Here is a 20,265-nt window from a genome sequence, read left to right as displayed (position 1 = left end):
CCCTGGTGGCGAAACATTCGGGGCTTTCGGCCCCAATGTCCATCCCTGCCCCGGGGGCAGGTCATCACGGCATGCGCTCGCCCGTGCCGTAAGGCGGCTTGTCCTGCTGCCGGATCCAGTCGGCCAGCAGGCGGAAATAGCCGTCCGTGATGCGGGTGACGTGCCGCGTGCCGTCCTTGTCCTGCACAAACTCATACATGCCGTGATCGGTATGCGGATACACGTAGAGTTCGATGGGCTTGCCTTCGCGTTTCAGCGCCATCAGGCGTTCGCTGGTGAGCGCCTCGGGTGCATCACGGTCTTCGCCCGCAAGCACCCACAGCTGCGGAATGCCCAGGGCGCGGATCGCCGCGATGGCGTCGTAATGCCAGTCGATATTGAGGTTGTCATAGCGCGGTGCGCCGGTGCGGCGCAGGTCCGCCTCGTTCTCCGCCAGCAGCTCGCCGGTGTATTCGCCTTCGATGGTGTGCAGCCAGGGCTCGTTGGCAAACTTGCGCTTCACGGCCGCGAGCTGCTCGTAACCGGAGGTGAAGTGCGAGGCCATCACAGCACCGGTGGCGTCGGTGACTTCACGCACGCGGGCAATGGCGGCCGCGTCGTAACCCTTCTCCTGCATCTCCACCACGGCTTGCTGCTGGTCTTCTTCCAGCGGCGTCATCACCAGGCCAAAACCCACCTCGACGAAATCGGCGTGCGACAGGGCCGCCGCGCGGGGCGCCACCCAGCCGCCCTGGCTACCGCCGAAGAAGCCCGTGCGCGACACGCGCCCGGCGGCCAGCTTGCGGGCCTGCTCCATCGCTGCGGCGGCGTCCTCGGCCAGCAGTTCAAAGTGCTGCGTGTAGTCGCCGTCGGAGGCACCGGTCCCGCGTTTGTCGTACGCGAAGACGGCCAGTCCCTGCGCGGCGAACATATAGGGGTAATAACCGCCGATGCCCGGTGTCTTTTCCGAGCCGTGCACGAATACCACCAGGGGCGGCTTGCCATTGGTTTGTGCCGGCTCGATCAGCACGCCGGCAAGCTCGGTGCCGTGGCTCTTGAATCGCGTGGGCGTCTCGCGCAACGCCCATTTGGGCTGCACGGCGTATTGCCCGTCGTCCTGCCGCACGCTCACCACGCCACGTTCGCAGCGTACCGGTGCATCGGCGCCATTCACGTCACCGCGCCGGCCATCCAGGAAGGTATAGCGCTCAGGCGCCTGGGTGCCCTTGGAGGTCGGATTGGAAATCACCACCGGCGGCTTGCCGGCAACGCCATACACGCCATAACCGCAGGTGACCGGAGCCGCGACACCCGCGGCCGAAAACGACAGGGACAACAGTCCCGCCATCCATTGCTTCATGAGGTACCGCTCCATCGTGGGGACGCCGCCACTATAGGCAGCGCCCCACGCTTGGTGCCCCTGCTATTGGTCAGGGCTTGGCGGACGCCTTGGCGGGCGACAGGCGCAGATCCTGGAAATCGAAGCTGAAATCCGTCATCGGCGACACCGGCTGCATGCGCACATCGCGGATCTTGCCGTCGGCATCCAGCGCATAGCTCACGAAGGCATCGGCATTGAGCGAGCGGTCGTTCCAGCGCACGATGAAGGTGTCGTGCTGCCACGGCGTCATGGTGCCGACCAGTTGCGCGGTCTTGGCGAACGTCATGCGCAGCTTGCCGCCCTGCTGGCTCACCACGATGTCGCCGTACCACGGATCGCGGAAGGTGCCTGCATAGCCCGACAGTGGCAGCGAGGGCTTGCCGCTCTTGTCGCGCGCCGCCTCATGTTTCTTCCAGCTGTCGTCGGCATTGCCTTCGGACTTCTTCACGGCAGCGGCATACGCAGCCACCCAGTCGGTCTTGTCCTTGCCGAGGTATGCGTCCAGCACGCGGTAGGTGACGGCATTGAACGCGGCGCCGGATTCCTGGTTGGTCAGCACTACCACGCCGAGCTTGAGCTCGGGCACCAGCGTCACGCGCGACACCATGCCCGGCCAGCCGCCGGTGTGCCACACCAGGCGCTGGCCCTGATAATCGGACAGGAACCAGCCTTCGCCGTAGCCGGCGAAGTTCGGGCGCGTCGCCTTGAGTTCCGGCACCGGCGGCTCGGAGATCTTCATGGGCGTGAGCATCGACCACATCTGCTTTTGGCTGTCCGTGGAGAACAGCGGCTTGCCATCCGGCAGCGTGCCGCCGGCGAGCTGCACGTTCATCCACTTCGCCATGTCGTGCACGCTGGCATAGATGCCGCCGGCGCCCGGGTTGTTCGACCAGGCCATCGCAGGCACCGGCTTCAACTCGGTGAAGTTGAACTTGGCATGGCCGGTAGCCACGTCCATGCCCGGCTTGAGCTGGGTCATGTCGATCAGCGATTCGTCCATGCCCACGCGCTTGAAGATGCGCTGGCTGATGAAATCGGCGTAGCTCTGGCCGGACACCTGCTCGATCACCAGCGTGGCGACAGCGAACAGGATGTTGTCGTAGGCATAAGCGCTGCGGAAGCTGGTGGCGAGCGGCACGTCGCGCAGGCGCTGCACCACCTCCTTGGTGGAGTACGCGGTGGGCGGCCAGTACAGCAGGTCACCCGCGCCAAGCCCCAGGCCGCTGCGATGCGCCAGCAGGTCGCGAATGCGCATTTCGCGCGTCACGTACGGATCGGACATCTGGAACCACGGCAGGTGATCGATCACCCGGTCATCCATGTTGAGCTTGCCTTCCTCCGCCAACATCTGCAGCGCGGCGGCGGTGAACGCCTTGGTGTTGGAAGCGATGGCGAAGCGGGTGCGCGCATCCACCGGTTCGGCTTTGCCCATCTCACGCAGGCCATAGCCCTGCTCCAGCACCACCTTCCCGTCCTTCACGATGGCCACGGCGATGCCCGGTACATCGAACTGCTTGCGTACGCTGTCCACGTAGCCGGTGAAATCCTGCAGTTGGCCCGGCAGCGCTGGCTGTGCCGGGCTCGCCACGGCCGCGGGCGTCGCTGCGGCCGGCGCGGTCTGGGCCCAGACCGGCGCCGTCAGGAACAGCAGGGCACAACAACCCGCGACGCGCGGGGAAAGGGTTCGCAGGAACATTCAGTGACTCCGCCAAGGCAATGAGCCCAACTATCGTGGCAAAGGCGTTCCTGATCCAGCACTGAAAGTCACGTTTCCCTGCCTCTCGACGCCACGCGCCGCAGCCCGGATCATGCAGCGTTGCATCGAGGAGCACGCATGAACGACCTGGTCGAATGGATCGCCATCCATGCCCTGCCCGTCTGGGCGGCGTTGCTGGTGGCTGCCTTGGCGACGGGCGACGTGGCATGGCAATGGAATCGCCGGTACGGCGAGAAGATCCTGGCGGCAGGCGGCCAACCGGCGGCACTGCGCGGATTCACCGCCGTACTGATGCTGGCATCGATGTGCCTGCTCTTCGCCGCCATCGCGATCGCGTTGAAGGAAGAAGCCACGCGCTGGCTGCCTGCGTTCGACCAGACACTGGCGGAGGATCTGCACGCCAGCATGCAGCCCGGTGTGTTGCGAATGGTCGCCGCGGTGTCCCACCTGGGCGACCTGGGCTCCGTTGCCGCGGCAACCGTGCTGGTCCTTGCCGCCCTGCTGCTGCGCCGGCAACTGCGGCTGGCCACCTGCTGGACCCTCGCCATGGCCGGCATCGTGCCCCTCAACAGTGGCCTGAAAGCGTTGTTCCAGCGCCCTCGCCCATTGAACAACCACGGCTTCATGGTTGAACACGGCTGGAGCTTTCCCAGCGGACACGCCTTCGGTGCCATCGTGTTCTACGGCATGCTCGCTTACGTGCTGTTGCGCCTGCTGCCGCTCCGCTGGCATCGCTGGATCATCGCCGCGGCGGTAGCGATGACCGGTGTGATCGGCCTCAGCCGCATCGTGCTGCAGGTACACTACTTCAGCGACGTGGTGGCCGGTTATGTCAGCGGGCTGGCGTGGCTGGTGGTGTGCATCGGTGGTGCGGAGTGGTGGCGCCTGCGGGCATCCCGGCACTGAAGGCTGTTTGTGGGAGCGCACCCTGTGCGCGACTGGCCCCGCGATAACCGCTCACCGAAGCAGGTAAGCGGGCGCAGTCGCGCACAGGGTGCGCTCCCACAGGAAACAGCCGGGGCTCAATCCGGCGAATACAGCTTGTGCTGCAGCAACTGCTTCGAAGCCTCATCCGGCGCGCCCAGCCAGATCAGGTCGTCGTTGGCCGGATCGTTGCTGTCCGCGTCGTTCGCCGCATTGGGCTTGCGCCGCGCGAACAGGCCCGACATGGCGTGTGTGCTCTCGTCGTAGAGAATCAGGATGCGCTCGGAAGGACAGTCATGCGGTTTGCAGGCCGTAGCCAGCAACTGCGTGTGTCCATCCACCACCACCTGCTGCGCGGGTGTCGCCACACCGCCCTGTTTTGCCCATGCCGGCAACTGGTCGGCGCCTGACAGCGCCGCGAACGCCGTGGAGAAATCCGGGCGCTGCATCAGGTCGTAGAGATAGGTCAGGCCGCTGGGCGTGGCCGAGGTTGTTGCCAGAGCCGGGCTTGACGATGCCGTCGCGGGTGGTGGCGTGCTGCCGGTGGATGGCCCATGGCCTTCGTGTTGCTGCGAACACGCAGCGCAGGCCACGACCAACCCCAAGGTGATGATGAAGCGGTGCTGCATGAAAACCTCCAATGGTGATGCCGCACACCCACCGGCTCGCCAGGGAGGCGAGGCGGCGCCGTGGCAGCGGCACCGCCCCTTGTCGGTCAGGCCAGCTTGCGGGCTGCAGCCACCACGTCGGCATCGCCCGGCAACACCAGCAAGGCCGCACCGGCGAGCGGCGTGTAGGTGTCGGCACCCACCACGCGCTCCAGCGGCGTGGCGCCACTGCCGCCTTCCACGATGGCGGTGATGATGCCCTCGCCCACACCGGCGCTGCGACGACCTTCGTCCAGCACGATGATGCGCTTGGCGGACTTTGCCTGCGCGGCGATGAAGTTATTGTTCAGAGGCGCCAGCCAGCGCAGATCCACCACGCGCACCTTCCAGCCGAGTTCAGCCTCGATAGTCTTCGCCGCGCGCAACGACATCGGCACGCCATTGCCGAAGGTGAACACGACCAGATCGTTGGCGTCTTCGTTGTAGATGCGGCCTTCGCCCAGCGTCATGGCCTCGCCCGGCGCGGGATAGGCGAACTGCCACTGGCCGTCGCCGGCTTCGTACAGGTCCTTGGTCATGTACAGCGCGATGGGTTCGAGGTAAGCGCACACGCGCCCGTCGACCTTGGCCAGCGCGGTCATCGTGCGCAGCATGGTTGCCGCGTCGTCGCCACGGCTCGCACAACCCACCACGAGACCCGGGATGTCACGCAGTGCGGTGATGGAGTTGTCGTTGTGGAAGTGGCCGCCGAAACCCTTCTGGTAGCCCAGGCTGGCCACGCGCATCACCATGGGGTTGCGGTACTGGTCGTTGGAGAAGAACTGCAACGATGCCGCCTCGCCACGGATCTGGTCGCAGGCGTTGTGGAAGTACGCCAGGTACTGGATCTCCGGCAGGGGCAGCATGCCCATGTTGGCGTAGCCCTGCGCCAGGCCGAGGATGATGGTTTCATCCAGCAGCGTGTTGAACACGCGGCTGCCCTTGAAGGCCTTTTGCAGGCCCTTGGTGACGGTGTACACACCGCCCTTCTGCGCCACGTCCTCGCCGAACAGCAGCGACTCGGGATACTTCGCCATGATGTCGTGCAGCGCCTGACCGATCTGGATGGCCAGATGGCGCGGCGGCTGGTTTTCCGGCAGCTTTTCTTCGCTGCCGAAGGCGGCAAGGCGGCGATCCTGATAGTCCGCCCGTTCGGCTTCGGCCTTCACCGCCGCCGGGGTGTACGGCGCGAGCGGCTTCATCACCTGCTCCAGCGAGGTCAGGCGCGGGCGGCGATCGGCATCCTCGGCTGCTTCGAAGCAGCGCTTGCGCGTGGCTTCGTACAGCGCGAGCAGCGACTCCTTGGTATACAGGCCCGACGACAGCGCGATCTCCGCGGAGCGCAGCAGCGGGTCGGATGCCTCCACCGCGAACAGTTCCTCCACGCTGCGCCACTCGATTTCGAAATCGGTGCCGGCATGGCCCATCACGCGCGTCGTGCGCAGATGCAGGAAGGTCGGGCGGCGCGTGGTGCGGCAGTGTTCCACCGCCTCCTGCACCTGGGCGTAACCATCCGCCAGATCCAGACCGTCGGCATAGAAGTAATCAAGGTCAGCGCGATGACGGAAGTTGTTCGCCACCCAGCCGTTCGGCGTCTTCACCGAAATGCCGATGCCGTTGTCCTCGCACACGTAGAGCACGGGCGCGGGCAGCTTCTGGTAGGCCGTCCAGGCAGCAGCGTTGAACGCGGTCTGCGCGGTGGCATGGTTGGACGAGGCGTCGCCGAACGAGCAGATGGCGATGCTGTCTTCCGGAATCGGCAGCTTGTGGCCGATGCGGCGCGCCTGTTCGATGGCGACGGCCGTACCCAGCGCCTTCGGCAGGTGCGAGGCGATGGTGGAGGTCTGCGGCAACACCCAGAGCGGCTTGCTGCCCCACACCTTGTGGCGGCCACCGGAGGCGGGATCTTCCATGCTGGCCGCGAAGGACAGCGCCGAATCCATCACTGGATCCATGCCCGGCAGCTTGCGGAAGCGCTCGGCCATGAAACCGCCGGAGCGGTAGTGCAGGAACGCCGGGTCGGTGTGGCGCGTGAGGCGCGCGACCATGGCGTTGCCCTCGTGGCCACTGGAACCGATGGTGTAGAACACCTTGTTCTGCACGCGCAGCACGCGCGCCATCAGGTCGAGATGACGACTGATCAGCTGCGATTCGAGCAGCTCGCGGAAACCCTGGGCATTGAGCGCGCTGCCCGGCAGTACCGGCGCATGGTCACCGCGCGGCTGGTGCACGTCACCCTGCCAGAGCTGCACGAACTCGGTGAAGTTCTGGTCGACGATCTCGGCGCGATTGAAACCCTTGTGGCGGCCGGTGAGGGAGTACGGAATGGCGGTCATGGTGTCTCGTCAACGAACAGCCGCGGGGCGGCAATCAGGGGATTATTGGGTGGGTGGCGGCACACGCGCCAGTATGGTGTGCGAGGCGATTCAGGTGGGTGAGCATGTCGCGTTACGGCACGATCCGCAGCGGCGAACCGGAAAGCTTGCGCAAGAGTGTCGCCCGCTGGTGATCCTTCTCGCGTCCAAAACTTTCGAGGATGCGAATCTGGTCTTCGATGGACGGCACGGGTACGGCGAGCCCGTTCAGGCCCACCAGCGTCAGGCGCCCGGCCTGCACCGGTTTCCAGCCGTCGCCCCGGTTGAGCTCCAGTCCGCCCATCACCTCGACGGGCATGCCGGGAAAACGGAAACGCGCGAAGTGCGAGCGAAAGCGCTCGGCGCCTGCCGGCTCGTAGACGTGCTCGCGCCGCTCGCTCCACGATGCCATCAGGCGTTCGGCGTCCTCGCGCGAGGTCAGCACATCCACGTCGGCCACGCCCACGTCAGCGCCAGCGAGCAAGGCCGCGGCGCTGCCGATCAGACACCAGGGATCAAGGCACTGCACATGCAGCTCCGGCACGATCTCCGCCAGCGTGGTGTATAGCGCGGGCGTCACGTGACTCATGCGCGCCGCTTCCATTCGTCGCGCGTCTGCCCCCAGATCTCCACGGGGGCATCCTGGAACGGCGGAGGCAGGCGACCGGGGCCGCGCAGACGCGATCCCAGCCTTGCCGCCAGCGCCTGCGACGGTGCATTGGCCGGATCGATGTTGTGGATCACGTCATCCCAGCCGAGCTGGTCGAAGGCGAAATCCATGCAGGCGGCGGCGCCTTCCATCGCATAACCCTTGCCCCATGCATGCCGTGCCAGGCCCCAGCCGACTTCGCGGCCCGGCCAGCCTTCGGGAAACCACGGGCCCATGCGGCCGATCCAGCGCCCGGTGTCCTTCTCGATCACCGAGAACATGCCGAAACCCTGGATGGCCCACGAACCGACCATGGTGAGGAAACCGCGCCATGCCACCGCGCGCGGTTGCTGGCCGCCGATGAAGCGTGCGGATTCGGCGTCGGCCATGTTGGCGGCCCAGCCGTCGAAATCCTCGGCCTGCGGCGGACGCAGGACGAGGCGTTCGGTTTCGATGCGGATGTTTTGCCAGTTCATGGGATGCATCCCAACGTCAACGCCCCGCCACCCTCACCGTCATCCCCGCGAAAGCGGGGATCCAGTGCCTTGGACTTGGCGTGAAAGTCACTGGATTCCCGCTTTCGCGGGAATGACGGTGAGGAATTATCTGCCCTGCCGAATTCGTGATTCAGCGCTCAGAACGCGTTGATCCCCGTCAACTCACGCCCCACCACCAGCTGATGCACCGTCTCGGTGCCTTCATAAGTGATGACCGATTCCAGGTTCAGCGCATGGCGGATGGCCACATGCTCGGTGGTGATGCCCGCGCCGCCCAGGATGTCGCGGCATTCGCGCGCAATATCGATGGCCATGCGGCAGTTGTTCCACTTGGCCAGCGACACCTGCGTGGGCTGCATGGTGCCGGCGTCCTTCAGACGACCAAGCTGCAGCGACAGCAGCTGCGCCATGGTGATGCGGCGGGCCATCTCGGCCATCTTGATCTGGATGGCCTGGTTGGAGGCCAGCGGGCGACCGAACAGGATGCGCTCCCGCGTGTAGTTGAGCACTTCCTGCAGGCAGGCCTGCGCGGCGCCGATCGGGCCCCAGGTGATGCCGTAGCGGGCCTGCGTAAGGCAGCCCAGCGGACCCTTCAGGCCCTTCACGTTCGGCAGGCGGTTGGCCTCCGGCACGCGCACGTTGTCGAAGAACAGCGCGGAGGTGACCGACGCGCGCAGGCTCATCTTCTTGTGCACTTCCTGCGCGGTGAAGCCCTTGGTGTCGGTCGGCACGATGAAGCCCTGGATGCCGTCGTCGGTCTGCGCCCACACGATGGCGATGTTCGCCACGTTGCCGTTGGTGATCCACATCTTGGCGCCGTTGATGACCCAGTCGCCGCCGTCCTTCTTGGCGTGGGTCTTCATGTTGGCCGGGTCGGAGCCGCCGTGCGGCTCAGTGAGGCCGAAGCAGCCGATGATCTCGCCTGCCGCCATCTTCGGCAGGTAGTGCATCTTCTGCTCTTCCGTGCCGTAGGCGTAGATCGGGTACATGCACAGCGAGCTCTGCACCGAGGCGAAGCTGCGCAGGCCCGAATCGCCGCGCTCCAGCTCCTGGCAGATCAGGCCGTAGCTGACGCCGTTCATGCCGGCGCAGCCGTACTTCTCGGGAATGGTGGCGCCGAGCAGGCCCAGGCTCGCGATTTCCGGAATCAGTTCCTTGGGGAAACGACCCTGATCAAAGCAATCCCCGATGATCGGCAGCACGCGCTCGTCGACGAAGCGGCCGACGGCGTCCTGCACCATGCGCTCTTCGTCGGACAGCATCGAGCGGACGTCATAAAGATCAAGGGGATTCAGGCGAGCGGACATGCGTGAACTTCCGTAGCTTGGGGACAATCCTCCATTCTAGCCCTGCTTCGCCGGGCCGGTCATGGCGGAGTGCAACAGGGCCGGGCTAGGCGCCCGGGACGGCCTGTGGGACCATGCCGTTGCCCGTCGTCCCAGCCCTGGCTGGGATCCCGGCGTCGCGCCCTGCTCTTGGCCCGGGGCGAGCCCAGGCTCCCCACCCCGGGATAGCTTGCGGCTGGCTGGCGCGGCGGTCGGTCATCTCGCCCCCGCTGGATCGTCCATGTTCAAAGGTGTCCTCCTCGGCTTCGCCTGCTACGCCGCCTATGCGATCAGCGATGCGTTCGTGAAGTCCCTGCACGGCACCCTGCCGGCCTACGAGGCGGTGTTTTTCGGCGCGGTGCTGATGCTCAGCGCCCTGCCCTTCATCCGGAATCCCGACGACCGCTATGTCGACGTTTTCCGTGCGAAGAAGCCGCATCTGTGGTGGATCCGCGCCATCACCGGCGCGATCTGCAATATCTCCGCGGTGATCGCCTTCACGGCGCTGCCGATGGCCGAAGCGTTCGCACTCATCTTCCTGCTGCCGATCTTCGTCACACTGCTGTCGGTGATCTTCCTGAAGGAACACGTCGGCTGGCGGCGGTGGTCGGCCGTGATCGTCGGCTTCATCGGTGTGCTGGTGGTGTTGCGCCCGGGTTTCCGCGCGCTGGGCGTCGGCCACCTCGCGGCGATGACCTGCGGCCTCTCCGGCGCGGTGTCGGTAGTGGCCTTGCGCATGGCCGGCCCGCACGAGAAACGCATCAGCCTGTACGGCGCTGGCGTCATCGGCCCGCTGGTGAGCGGCGGCCTGCTGATGGCGCCCGGCTTCGTCTGGCCGGACCTGCACCAATGGTTCCTGCTGGCCGGCTACGGCCTGCTCGCGGGACTCGCCGGTGTGCTGCTGATGCTCGCCACGCACCACGCGCCAGCCAACCGCATCGCCCCCACCCAATACAGCCAAATGCTGTGGGCAATCCTCTTCGGTTACTGGCTGTTCGGCGATCGACTGGACTGGCCGATGCTGATCGGCATCGCGCTCATCCTCGGCTCGGGCCTGTTCACGCTGGTACGCGAGGAACGGGTCACCGGGTGGTGGAAGCGCACGCGCATGGTCTGACCCGGCCACGGTCGTGGGCAGATGAACATTTCTTAATGAAGCGGATACGCCATGCCGCGAGGCATCACTCGTCCGTGACAGCCCTTGTGTCATCTCTCACCCGCAGAAACACGCCCTGCGCGCACCCGCACCACCAGGGGAAGGTGGCGTTGGCGCCAGCCCTGCAGCGGGTCAACCTCATGGACCTAAGGATCGTTTGACATCCGTCGACGACGTTCCACGCAATGCACTGCCGTGGACAGGTTGGCACGATGACGACATGACCTTGCTCGTCTTGTGAACTTGAGTTGCTGGGAGATGGTGCATGAGTGCCAACACTGCCCAATGGTCCGGGCATCCTCACCGAAGGCGCGGCGTACTGATCGTCGCCGTGGTCATCCTCCTTCTGGTGGTGTTGATGGTGGTCCACCTTCTCACCGGACAGAAGGCAAAAACGGGCCAGCCACCGCAGGTGGTGAGCGCGGCCACCGCCACCCTTGGCGACATGCCCGAATTGCTCACGGCACTGGGCACCGTCACCCCGGTGGCCACCGTCAACGTGCTGCCGCAGCTGAGCGGCTACCTCACGGCGGTGGGCTACCAGGAAGGCCAGGACGTTGAAAGAGGCCAGTTCCTCGCGCAGATCGACCCGCGCCAGTACGAGATCAACAAACAGCAGGCCGAAGCCCAGCTGGCGAAAGACCAAGCCACGCTGGAGCAGGCACGCACCGACCTGGCCCGCTACACGCAACTGCACGAGCAGAAATCCATCGCCGAGCAGACCTATACCGACCAGAAGTTCACGGTGGCCCAGACGGAAGCTGCCGTGAAGGCGGACAAGGCGGTCATTGCGCAGGACGAATTGAACCTCACCTACTGTCACATCACCGCGCCGGTCGCCGGACGCGTTGGATTGCGCCTGGTCGATCCCGGCAATTACGTCACCCAGTCGACCTCGCCCGGCATTGTCACCATCACGCAGATGAAGCCGACCACGGTGCAGTTCACCGTGCCGCAGAACGCGCTGGGCAAGGTGCTACAGCGTGTGAATGCGGGCGCGAAGCTGCCGGTGACCGCCTATAGCAGCGACAACAGCAAGCAGATCGCCACCGGCACGCTCTACGCCCTGAGCAATCAGATGGCAACAAGCACGGGCACCGTCACGCTGCGCGCCACCTTCGCCAACGACGACGAGTCGCTGTTTCCCAACGAATTCGTCAACGTGCGCATGCTGGTCGATACACTGCAGAAAACCGTGCTGGTACCCACGCCCGCGGTGCAGAGCGGCGCGCCGGGTGACTATGTCTATCTGGTCAATGCCGACCAGACCGTGTCCGTGCACAAGGTCACGCCCGGTCCCAGCGACGGTCAGTTCACGGCGATCCTCAGCGGACTCGACGCTGGCCAGCAGGTGGTGACGGATGGCATGGACCGCCTGAGCGACGGTGCGAAGATCAAGGTCGCGCAGGCGCATCCGGCCGGCGCGGGCAGCATGGGCGCACCGCCCGCCGGGAATGGCGGCAAGCGGAAGCACGGCAGCGCCAACACCTCCTCGTGAGCGCCGGGCACGCGATCCGATGAATATTTCCCGCCTGTTCGTACTCAGGCCGGTGGCTACTTCGCTGCTGATGATCGCCCTCGTGCTGGTGGGCCTGGTCGCCATGCGCTTCCTGCCGGTGTCGTCGCTGCCCAACGTCGACTACCCGACGATCCAGGTGCAGACGTTCTACCCCGGCGCGAGTCCATCGGTCATGGCGACCACGGTGACGGCGCCGCTGGAGGTGCAGCTGGGCCAGATTCCCGGCCTGCAGCAGATGACTTCGAACAGCTCCGCGGGCGCGTCGGTGATCACGTTGCAGTTCGACCTGTCGCTCAACCTGGACGTGGCCGAGCAGAACGTGCAGGAAGCGATCAATGCCGCCAACAGCCTGCTGCCTTCCGGCCTGCCCGCGCCGCCGACCTACGCGAAGGTGAACCCCGCCGATCGTCCCATCCTCACGCTGGCGGTGACCTCCCACTCCATGTCGCTGCCGCAACTGCAGGACGTGGCGAACAACCGCCTTGGCGCGAAGATTTCGCAGGTGCCGGGCGTCGGCCTGGTGACGCCCTCCGGCGGCAATGTGCCGGCCATCCGCATTGAGGCCGACCCCAAGAAGCTCGCCGGCTACGGGCTCAACATCGACGACCTGCGCTCGCTGATCGCCAACGTCAACGTGAGCCAGCCCAAGGGCAACTTCGACGGGCCGGATCTCGACTACACCATCAACGGCAACGACCAGATCCAGAACCCGCAGGATTACCTCGACACCGTCGTTTCCTACCAGAACGGCGCGCCGGTCTACCTGCGCGACGTGGCGCGCGTGACGCAGGCCGCGCAGAACACCGAACAAGGCGCATGGTTCAACCAGACGCAGGCCATCGTGCTGAACGTGCAGCGCCAGCCCGGCGCCAACGTGATCGCCACCGTCGACCAGATCATGAAGCAGCTGCCGCAGCTGGAATCCACGCTGCCGGCCGGCATGACCGTGGACGTGGTCAACGACAGTACCGGAGTGATCCGTTCCTCCGTGAGCGATGCAGCGTTCGAGCTGATCCTCGCCGTGGTGCTGGTGGTGCTGGTGATCTTCGTGTTCCTGCGCAACGTGCCGGCCACCATCATCCCCAGCATTTCCGTGCCGGTATCGCTGATCGGCACGCTGGCGTTGATGTACGAACTCAACTACTCCATCGACAATCTGTCGCTGATGGCGCTGATCATCGCCACCGGCTTCGTGGTCGACGATTCGATCGTGATGATCGAGAACATCGTGCGCTACCTGGAGGAAGGCAGGACGCCGCTGGAAGCCGCGCTGGAAGGCGCCGGCCAGATCGGCTTCACTATCCTGTCGCTGACCGTGTCACTGATCGCGGTGCTGATCCCCCTGCTGTTCATGGGCGGGGTGATCGGGCGCCTGTTCAGCGAGTTCGCGGTGACGCTGGCCGTGACCATCGTGCTGTCCGCGGTGGTCTCGCTCACGCTGGTGCCTATGCTGTGCGCGCGCATCCTCAAGGCGCAGGCCGATCGCCACCCGAGCCGCTTCGAGCGCGTGAGCGAGGCGCTGTTCGACAAGACGCTGGCCTCGTACAAGCGCGGCCTGCACTTTGTGATGGCACACCAGCGCGCCACGCTGCTGGTGTTCTTCGCCACGCTCGCGCTCACCATCGTGCTGTACGTGGTCATTCCCAAGGGCCTGTTCCCGGTGCAGGATGTGGGCGTGCTGCAAGGCATCAGCGTGGCCGACAACTCGGTGTCCTACGGTGCCATGGTCGATCGCCAGAAGCTGCTGGCCGATGCCATCCTGAAGGACCAGGACGTGGACAGCCTCACCTCCTACGTGGGCATCGACGGCACCAACACCACGTTGAACAACGGCCGCTTCCTGATCAACCTGAAACCGCGCGACGACCGCTCCTCGACGGCGGAGGAGATCGCCCGCCGCATAAGGCAGGAGGTGGCGGACATCCCCGGCATCCGGCTCTACATGCAGCCCGAGCAGGATCTGACGCTGGACACCACCATCTCGCCCAACCAGTACCAGTTCGTGCTGCGCGGACCGAACCAGCAGGCGTTCCAGCAGTATGTTCCCGAGCTGATCGCGCGGATGAAGGACATCAAGTCGATCACCGATGTCACCAGCGACCTCAACAACGACGGTCTCGCCGTGAACGTGGAGGTGAACCGCCAGCTCGCCGCGCGCTACGGCATCACCGCGGCCACCATCGACAACGCGCTGTATGACGCGCTCGGCCAGCGCATCGTCTCCACCATCTTCGAGCAGGCCAGTCAGTACCGGGTGATCCTGGTGGCCAAGCCGGAAAGCCTTCCCACGGTGGAATCACTGGGCGACCTGTACCTGCCCAGCCAGACCGCCAGCAACGGCCAGGTGCCACTCAAGGGCATTGCCGACATCCAGGTGACCAAGTCGCCGCTGGTGATCAGCCACCTCGCGCAGTTCCCGGCCATCACGGTGTCGTTCAACCTTGCCAAGGATGCGTCGCTGAGCAAGGCGGTGAAGGAAGTGAACGACGCCGAACAGGCGCTGCACCTGCCGTCGTCCATCACGTCGTCGTTCCAGGGTGCGGCGCAGGCCTTCCAGGATTCGCTGTCCAGCGAGGTCTATCTGCTCATCGCCGCGCTGGTGGCCGTCTATATCGTACTGGGCGTGCTGTACGAGAGCTTCATCCACCCGGTGACGATCCTTTCCACCCTGCCCTCGGCCGGCATCGGCGCGCTGCTGGCGCTGATGATCGCGGGCAGCGACCTGGACGTGATCGGCATCATCGGCATCGTGCTCCTGATCGGCATCGTGAAGAAGAACGCGATCATGATCGTGGACTTCGCGCTCGAAGCCGAACGCGTGGAGGGCAAGCCGGCCGAGGAGGCGATCTTTGAAGCCTCGCTGCTGCGCTTCCGCCCCATCCTGATGACCACCCTCGCCGCCATGCTGGGCGCGATGCCGATGCTGCTGGGCACGGGCACCGGCTCGGAGCTGCGCCGGCCGCTGGGCCTGGCGATCATCGGCGGCCTGCTGCTCAGCCAGCTGCTGACGCTGTTCACCACGCCGGTGATCTACCTGTACTTCGACCGCCTCGCGCAACGCTTCGGCCGCAAGCATCCTGAGGCGGCGGTGGGGGAAGCGCCGTGAACATTCCCGGCGTCTTCATCCAGCGGCCGGTGGCGACGACGCTGCTGGCCATCGCCATCTTCCTCTCGGGCGCCCTGGCCTATTTCCACCTGCCCGTCGCACCGCTGCCCAACATCACCTTCCCCGTGGTGGTCGTTCAGGCGAACATGGCGGGCGCCAGCCCCAGCATCATGGCATCCACCGTGGCCGAGCCACTGGAGCGCCGCCTCGGCACGATTGCCGACGTCACCGAGCTGACCTCGCAGAGCACCGTGGGGTCGGCCCGCATCGTGGTCCAGTTCGGGCTCAACCGCGACATCAACGGCGCGGCGCGCGACGTGCAGGCCGCCATCCAGGCCGCGCGCGCCGACCTGCCGACCACGCTGCGCAATAACCCGACCTATCGCGAGTTCAACCCGGCCGACTCGCCGATCATGGTGCTGGCGCTGACGTCGAAGACACTGACCCGCGCGCAACTCTACGACTCGGCCGATTCCGTGATCCAGCAGCAGCTCTCGCAGGTCGACGGCGTGGGCCAGATCACGCTGGGCGGCAGCGCCCTGCCTTCGGTGCGCGTGGAACTGCAGCCGGACCAGCTCAACAGTTACGGCATTGGCCTGGAAGACGTGCGCGCAGCCATCAGTGCTGCCAATGCCGACAGCGTGAAGGGCCATATCGACCAGAACGGCCAGCGCTATGAAGTACTGTCCAACGACCAGATCAGCAAAGCGGCACCTTATCGCGACCTCATTGTCGCCTACCGCAACGGCGCGCCCGTACAACTGCGCGACGTAGCGCAGGTGCTCGACTCCGCCGAAAACATCCGCAATGCCGGCCTCTACAACGGCCAGGACGCGGTGCTGGTGATCGTCTATCCGCTGCCGGGCGGCAACATCGTCAAGACGGTGGCGCAGATCCGCAAGTCGCTGCCCAATATCGAAGCCACCCTGCCGCGCAACGTGCATATCGGCGTGGCGGTGGATCGCTCCCAGTCGGTGAATGCGGCCGTGGGCGATACGGAGCGCACGCTGCTCATCGCCGTCCTGTTGGTGATCGGGGTGGTATACGTCTTCCTGCAATCGCCGCGTGCCGTGCTGGTGCCGGCGGTGGCGCTGCCGCTGTCCATCGTCGGCACGTTCGGGCCGATGTACCTTTTGGGCTACAGCGTCGACAACCTGTCGCTGATGGCGCTGACCATCGGCACCGGCTTCGTGGTGGACGATGCGGTGGTGGTGCTGGAGAACATCGTGCGCCACGTGGAAACCGGCATGGACGTGCGCGAGGCCGCCATGATCGGCAGCGCCGAAGTCAGCTTCACGGTGATCTCGATGAGCCTGTCGCTGATCGCTGTGTTCCTGCCCATCCTGCTGATGCCGGGCATCGTGGGCCTGCTGTTCCACGAGTTCGCGGTGACGCTGTCCATCGCCATCCTGCTGTCGCTGGTGATTTCCCTCACCGTCACGCCGACCATGGCGGCCTATGTCATCACCCGCAAGACACTGCATTCGAAGGCCCGCTGGGCGGTGTGGTACGAGCGCCAGTTCGAGCGCTTCCACCAGGCCTACTCGCGCTCGCTCACGCTGGTGCTCGACCATGCCTTCGCGGTCATCCTGACCCTGATCGGCCTGATCGTGCTCAACGTCTTCCTGCTCCGCCTGGTGCCGTCCACCTTCTTCCCGGAACAGGACAACGGCATCCTGATGGGCCAGATCATCGCGGACCAGAGCATCTCCTTCCAGGCGATGGAGAAGAAGCTGGCACAGTTGCAGGACATCGTGCAGAAGGACCCGGCCGTGGCCTCGGTGGCCGGCTTCACCGGTGGCCGCGCACTCAACAGCGCCAATGTTTTCATCGAGCTGAAACCGCTGGCAGAACGCAAGCTTTCCGCCGCGCAGGTAGTGGACCGCCTGCGCCCCCAGCTCAATGCCGTATCGGGCGCCAAGCTGTTCCTGCAGGCCGCGCAGGACCTGCACATCGGCGGCCGCCAGTCCGCCGCGGAATACCAGTACACGCTGACCAGCGACGATCCGGAGGCGCTGTACACCTGGGTGCCGAAACTGATCACCGCGCTGGGCAAGTACCACGACCGTCTTACCGACGTGAACTCCGACCTGCAACAAAACGGCCTGCAGCTTTACGTGAACATCAACCGCGCCACCGCGGCGCGCTATGGCTTCGCGCCCAATCAGATCGACAGCGTGCTCTACGACGCCTTCGGCCAGCGCACCGTATCCACCGTCTACAACCAGCTCAACCAGTACTACGTGGTGATGGAAGTCGCGCCGGCGTACTGGCAGTACCCGCAGTCGATCGAGCGCATCCGCTTCAGCACCGCCGCGGGCAACGCCACCGGTACGCAGCAGACGCAGATGTCCAGGTCGCTGGTCAGCGCCACGGCGACCGCCGCCAAGGCCAGCGCAAACACCAACTCGCGCAATACGGATGCCGAGGCCAACCAGCTGACCAACGCCATCTCCAACGCCAAGGGCGGCAGCTCCAGCGGCAGCGCGGACAGCACGGCAGCCGAGACGATGGTGCCGTTTCCGGCGCTGGCGTCCTACGTGAGCAACCACACCGCCACGCAGGTGAACCACCAGGGCGGCCTGGTCGCCGGCACCATCTCGTTCAACCTTCCGCCGGGCGGCTCGCTGAGCAACGCACTCGCCGCCATCAGCCAGGCCGGGCAGGACATCGGCATGCCGGCCTCCATCCATGGCGACACCGCAGGCGCGGCGCAGGTCTATGCGCAGTCGATGGGCACGATGCCGCTGCTGATCCTGGCCGCGCTGGCGGCGGTCTACATCGTGCTCGGCATCCTGTACGAGAACACCGTGCATCCCATCACCATCCTTTCCACCCTGCCCTCCGCCGGCATCGGCGCGACGCTGGCGCTGCTGATCTTCGGCACGCCGTTCTCGGTGATCGCGCTGATCGGCATCATCCTGTTGATAGGCATCGTGAAGAAGAACGCGATCATGATGATCGACGTGGCCATTCACCTGCAGCGCGACGAGGGCATGGAACCGGGCAAGGCCATCCACGATGCCGCCGTGCTGCGACTGCGCCCGATCATGATGACCACCGCCGCCGCCGTGCTCGGCGCCGTACCGCTGGCCATCGGCATCGGCCAGGGCGCATCGCTGCGCCAGCCACTGGGCATCACGGTGATGGGCGGCCTGATCCTTAGCCAGGTGTTCACCCTGTACACCACACCGGTGATCTACCTTTACCTCGACCGCCTGCGCGCGCGGCTTGCGCGGTGGTCGGCAAGCCTGCCGTGGAACCGATCGGAGGCAAGCGCATGAGCACGATCCTTCTTCGCAACGCGCTGGCTGTCGCGCTGGCGACGGTACTCGGCGGCTGCATGGTGGGGCCCGACTACCGCCGCCCCGACGTCACCGTGCCCGCGCAGTACAAGGAGTTGCCCGGCTGGGCGGCCGCCACGCCGGCGGATGACACGCCCAAGGGCGACTGGTGGGTGGCGTTCAACGATCCGTTGCTCGACGAACTGGAACCACAGGTCGTCGTATCCAACCAGACCGTGGCCAAGAGCTACGCCAATTACCAGGCCGCCGTGGCCGAGGTGCAGGTGGCGCGCAGCGCGCTGTTCCCCACCCTCGGCATCAGCGGCAGTGCCAGCAAGCAGCGCTCGGCCGCCGGCAACGCCGGCAGCGGCGTCGAACATCTGCACCCGATCAGCACCGCCGGTTCGCTGGAAGGCAATGTGAGCTGGGCACCCGACCTGTGGGGCAAGGTCCGCCGCACAGTGGAAGAAAACAAGGCCACGGCGCAGGCCAGCCAGGCCACGCTGGCCAACGCCACGCTGTCCGAACAGACAGCGCTGGCCACCGCCGTGATCGACCTGCGCGTCACCGACGCCAACATCGACCTGCTGCAGAAGACTGTCGATGCGTACACGGCATACCTGCGCGTGGTGGACAACCAGGGCAAGGCCGGCACGGTCGCGCCGTCCGACGTGATCACCGCGCGCACGCAGCTGGAGAACGCGCAATCGAAGTTGATCGCACTGGGCGTATCGCGTGCGCAGTACGTGCACGCCATCGCCGTACTGGTCGGCAAAAACCCGGAAGAGCTCGATATTCCCCACAACGCCCGCTTGCCCACCCTGCCACAGGTGCCCGCAGGCGTGCCCACGACGCTCTTGCAGCGTCGCCCGGACATCGCCGTGGCCGAACGCCAGATGGCGTCGGCCAATGCCGCCATCGGCGTCGCCGTGGCCGCCTATTACCCGTCGATATCGCTGTCGGCGGCGGATGGCTTTTCACAATCACCCCTGGCGGGCTTGCTGCATGTGGCGAACCATGTGTGGTCACTGGGTGCGGACGTGAGCGAGACCGTGTTCGACGCAGGTGCTCGCCACGGCCAGGTCGCCGCCGCGCGGGCGGACTACGAGGCCGCCGTCGCCAATTACCGTGGCACCGTGCTGGCCGCGTTCCAGAACGTGGAGGACGACCTGTCCGGCATCCGGATACTTGCGCAGCAGGCGCAGGTGCTGGATGCCGCCGTAAAGGATGCGACGCGGGGCTCGCAGATCGCTTTCAACGAGTACAACGCGGGAACGGTCGACTACACGACGGCGGCGGTGGCGCAGGCGACGCAGTTGAGTACGGAGCAGGAGGCGTTGAGTGTGCAGCAGCAGCGGTTGCTGGATGCGGTGTCGTTGATTGGGGATACGGGTGGTGGGTGGTCGGCGGATGCGTTGGGGCATGCGCCGGTGGCTTTGTCCAGAAATGGGGTGCGGTGAGGTTGGTGTGGCGGCCCTGCGGCCCTGCGGCCCTGCAACCTTGCCTCATCGCTTCAGAAGATCCGTCATCCCGGCGCAGGCCGGGATCCAGTTTCTGTAGTGGTCGGTCGTCACCTCAGGCCTTCCCGCGATCGGGCCGCCTACACAGCGGGCGTTTCGACCTTCTGCCGACGACGCGAAGCTAGTCCCGTGGGAAGGCCGAGTCACTTTTCTTTTGCTGGCCCAAAAGATCCCACGGGGACTTGCTTCGCGTCGAAAGTAACCCAA

General features: G+C 65.6%; 13 protein-coding genes. 6 read left to right on the top strand and 7 right to left on the bottom strand.

Annotation, left to right across the window (positions count from 1 at the left end; genetic code table 11):
• Positions 1-64 precede the first annotated feature (64 nt).
• Positions 65-1,339 (bottom strand): alpha/beta hydrolase family protein, encoded by a 1,275-nt coding sequence (locus tag HY57_RS10185; protein WP_019464479.1) that lies wholly within the window; start codon positions 1,337-1,339, stop codon positions 65-67.
• Positions 1,340-1,409: 70 nt separating this feature from the next.
• Positions 1,410-3,056, bottom strand: a complete 1,647-nt coding sequence (locus tag HY57_RS10180; protein ID WP_019464478.1) for a serine hydrolase — start codon at positions 3,054-3,056, stop codon at positions 1,410-1,412.
• A 138-nt stretch (positions 3,057-3,194) separates the two neighbouring features.
• On the opposite strand from HY57_RS10180, the gene HY57_RS10175 reads away from it, so the two are divergent.
• On the top strand, positions 3,195-3,983 hold the full coding sequence (locus HY57_RS10175) for a phosphatase PAP2 family protein (protein WP_019464477.1): 789 nt from the start codon (positions 3,195-3,197) through the stop codon (positions 3,981-3,983).
• Between the two features lie 116 nt (positions 3,984-4,099).
• On the opposite strand, the gene HY57_RS20875 is transcribed toward HY57_RS10175, so the two are convergent.
• From HY57_RS20875 to HY57_RS10150, 5 genes are all read right to left on the bottom strand, one after another.
• Positions 4,100-4,630: an Ivy family c-type lysozyme inhibitor gene (locus HY57_RS20875; RefSeq protein WP_019464476.1), complete on the bottom strand. Its 531-nt coding sequence runs from the start codon at positions 4,628-4,630 to the stop codon at positions 4,100-4,102.
• A gap of 86 nt (positions 4,631-4,716) precedes the next feature.
• Positions 4,717-6,984, bottom strand: a complete 2,268-nt coding sequence (locus tag HY57_RS10165; RefSeq protein WP_019464475.1) for a thiamine pyrophosphate-dependent enzyme — start codon at positions 6,982-6,984, stop codon at positions 4,717-4,719.
• Positions 6,985-7,096: 112 nt separating this feature from the next.
• Positions 7,097-7,591, bottom strand: coding sequence for a hypothetical protein (locus HY57_RS10160; RefSeq protein ID WP_026033787.1), 495 nt, complete (start codon positions 7,589-7,591; stop codon positions 7,097-7,099).
• A complete protein-coding gene (locus tag HY57_RS10155; protein ID WP_019464473.1) occupies positions 7,588-8,127 on the bottom strand; it encodes a GNAT family N-acetyltransferase in 540 nt (179 codons plus the stop codon). The genes HY57_RS10160 and HY57_RS10155 overlap by 4 nt, the downstream gene beginning before the upstream one ends.
• Before the next feature lie 158 nt (positions 8,128-8,285).
• Positions 8,286-9,455, bottom strand: coding sequence for an acyl-CoA dehydrogenase family protein (locus tag HY57_RS10150; RefSeq protein WP_019464472.1), 1,170 nt, complete (start codon positions 9,453-9,455; stop codon positions 8,286-8,288).
• 259 nt (positions 9,456-9,714) lie between these two features.
• On the opposite strand from HY57_RS10150, the gene HY57_RS10145 reads away from it, so the two are divergent.
• The 5 genes from HY57_RS10145 to HY57_RS10125 all read left to right on the top strand — a co-directional run bounded on the left by HY57_RS10145 (position 9,715) and on the right by HY57_RS10125 (position 19,998).
• Positions 9,715-10,590 carry a DMT family transporter gene (locus HY57_RS10145; RefSeq protein ID WP_019464471.1) on the top strand — a complete coding sequence of 292 codons (876 nt, stop codon included), beginning with the start codon at positions 9,715-9,717 and terminating at the stop codon, positions 10,588-10,590.
• A 304-nt stretch (positions 10,591-10,894) separates the two neighbouring features.
• Entirely contained in the window at positions 10,895-12,127 is a 1,233-nt protein-coding gene (locus HY57_RS10140) for an efflux RND transporter periplasmic adaptor subunit (protein ID WP_019464470.1), read from the top strand.
• Between the two features lie 19 nt (positions 12,128-12,146).
• Complete coding sequence (locus tag HY57_RS10135; protein ID WP_019464469.1) at positions 12,147-15,254, top strand: efflux RND transporter permease subunit; 3,108 nt, start codon at positions 12,147-12,149, stop codon at positions 15,252-15,254.
• A complete protein-coding gene (locus HY57_RS10130) occupies positions 15,251-18,538 on the top strand; it encodes an efflux RND transporter permease subunit (protein ID WP_019464468.1) in 3,288 nt (1,095 codons plus the stop codon). Before HY57_RS10135 ends, HY57_RS10130 begins: the two co-directional genes overlap by 4 nt.
• Positions 18,535-19,998: an efflux transporter outer membrane subunit gene (locus HY57_RS10125; RefSeq protein WP_050997882.1), complete on the top strand. Its 1,464-nt coding sequence runs from the start codon at positions 18,535-18,537 to the stop codon at positions 19,996-19,998. Before HY57_RS10130 ends, HY57_RS10125 begins: the two co-directional genes overlap by 4 nt.
• Positions 19,999-20,265 lie beyond the last annotated feature (267 nt).

The organism is Dyella japonica A8, from assembly GCF_000725385.1.
GTDB classification, from domain to species: Bacteria; Pseudomonadota; Gammaproteobacteria; order Xanthomonadales; family Rhodanobacteraceae; genus Dyella; species Dyella japonica_C.
This window is presented reverse-complemented; position numbering and strand designations above follow the sequence as displayed.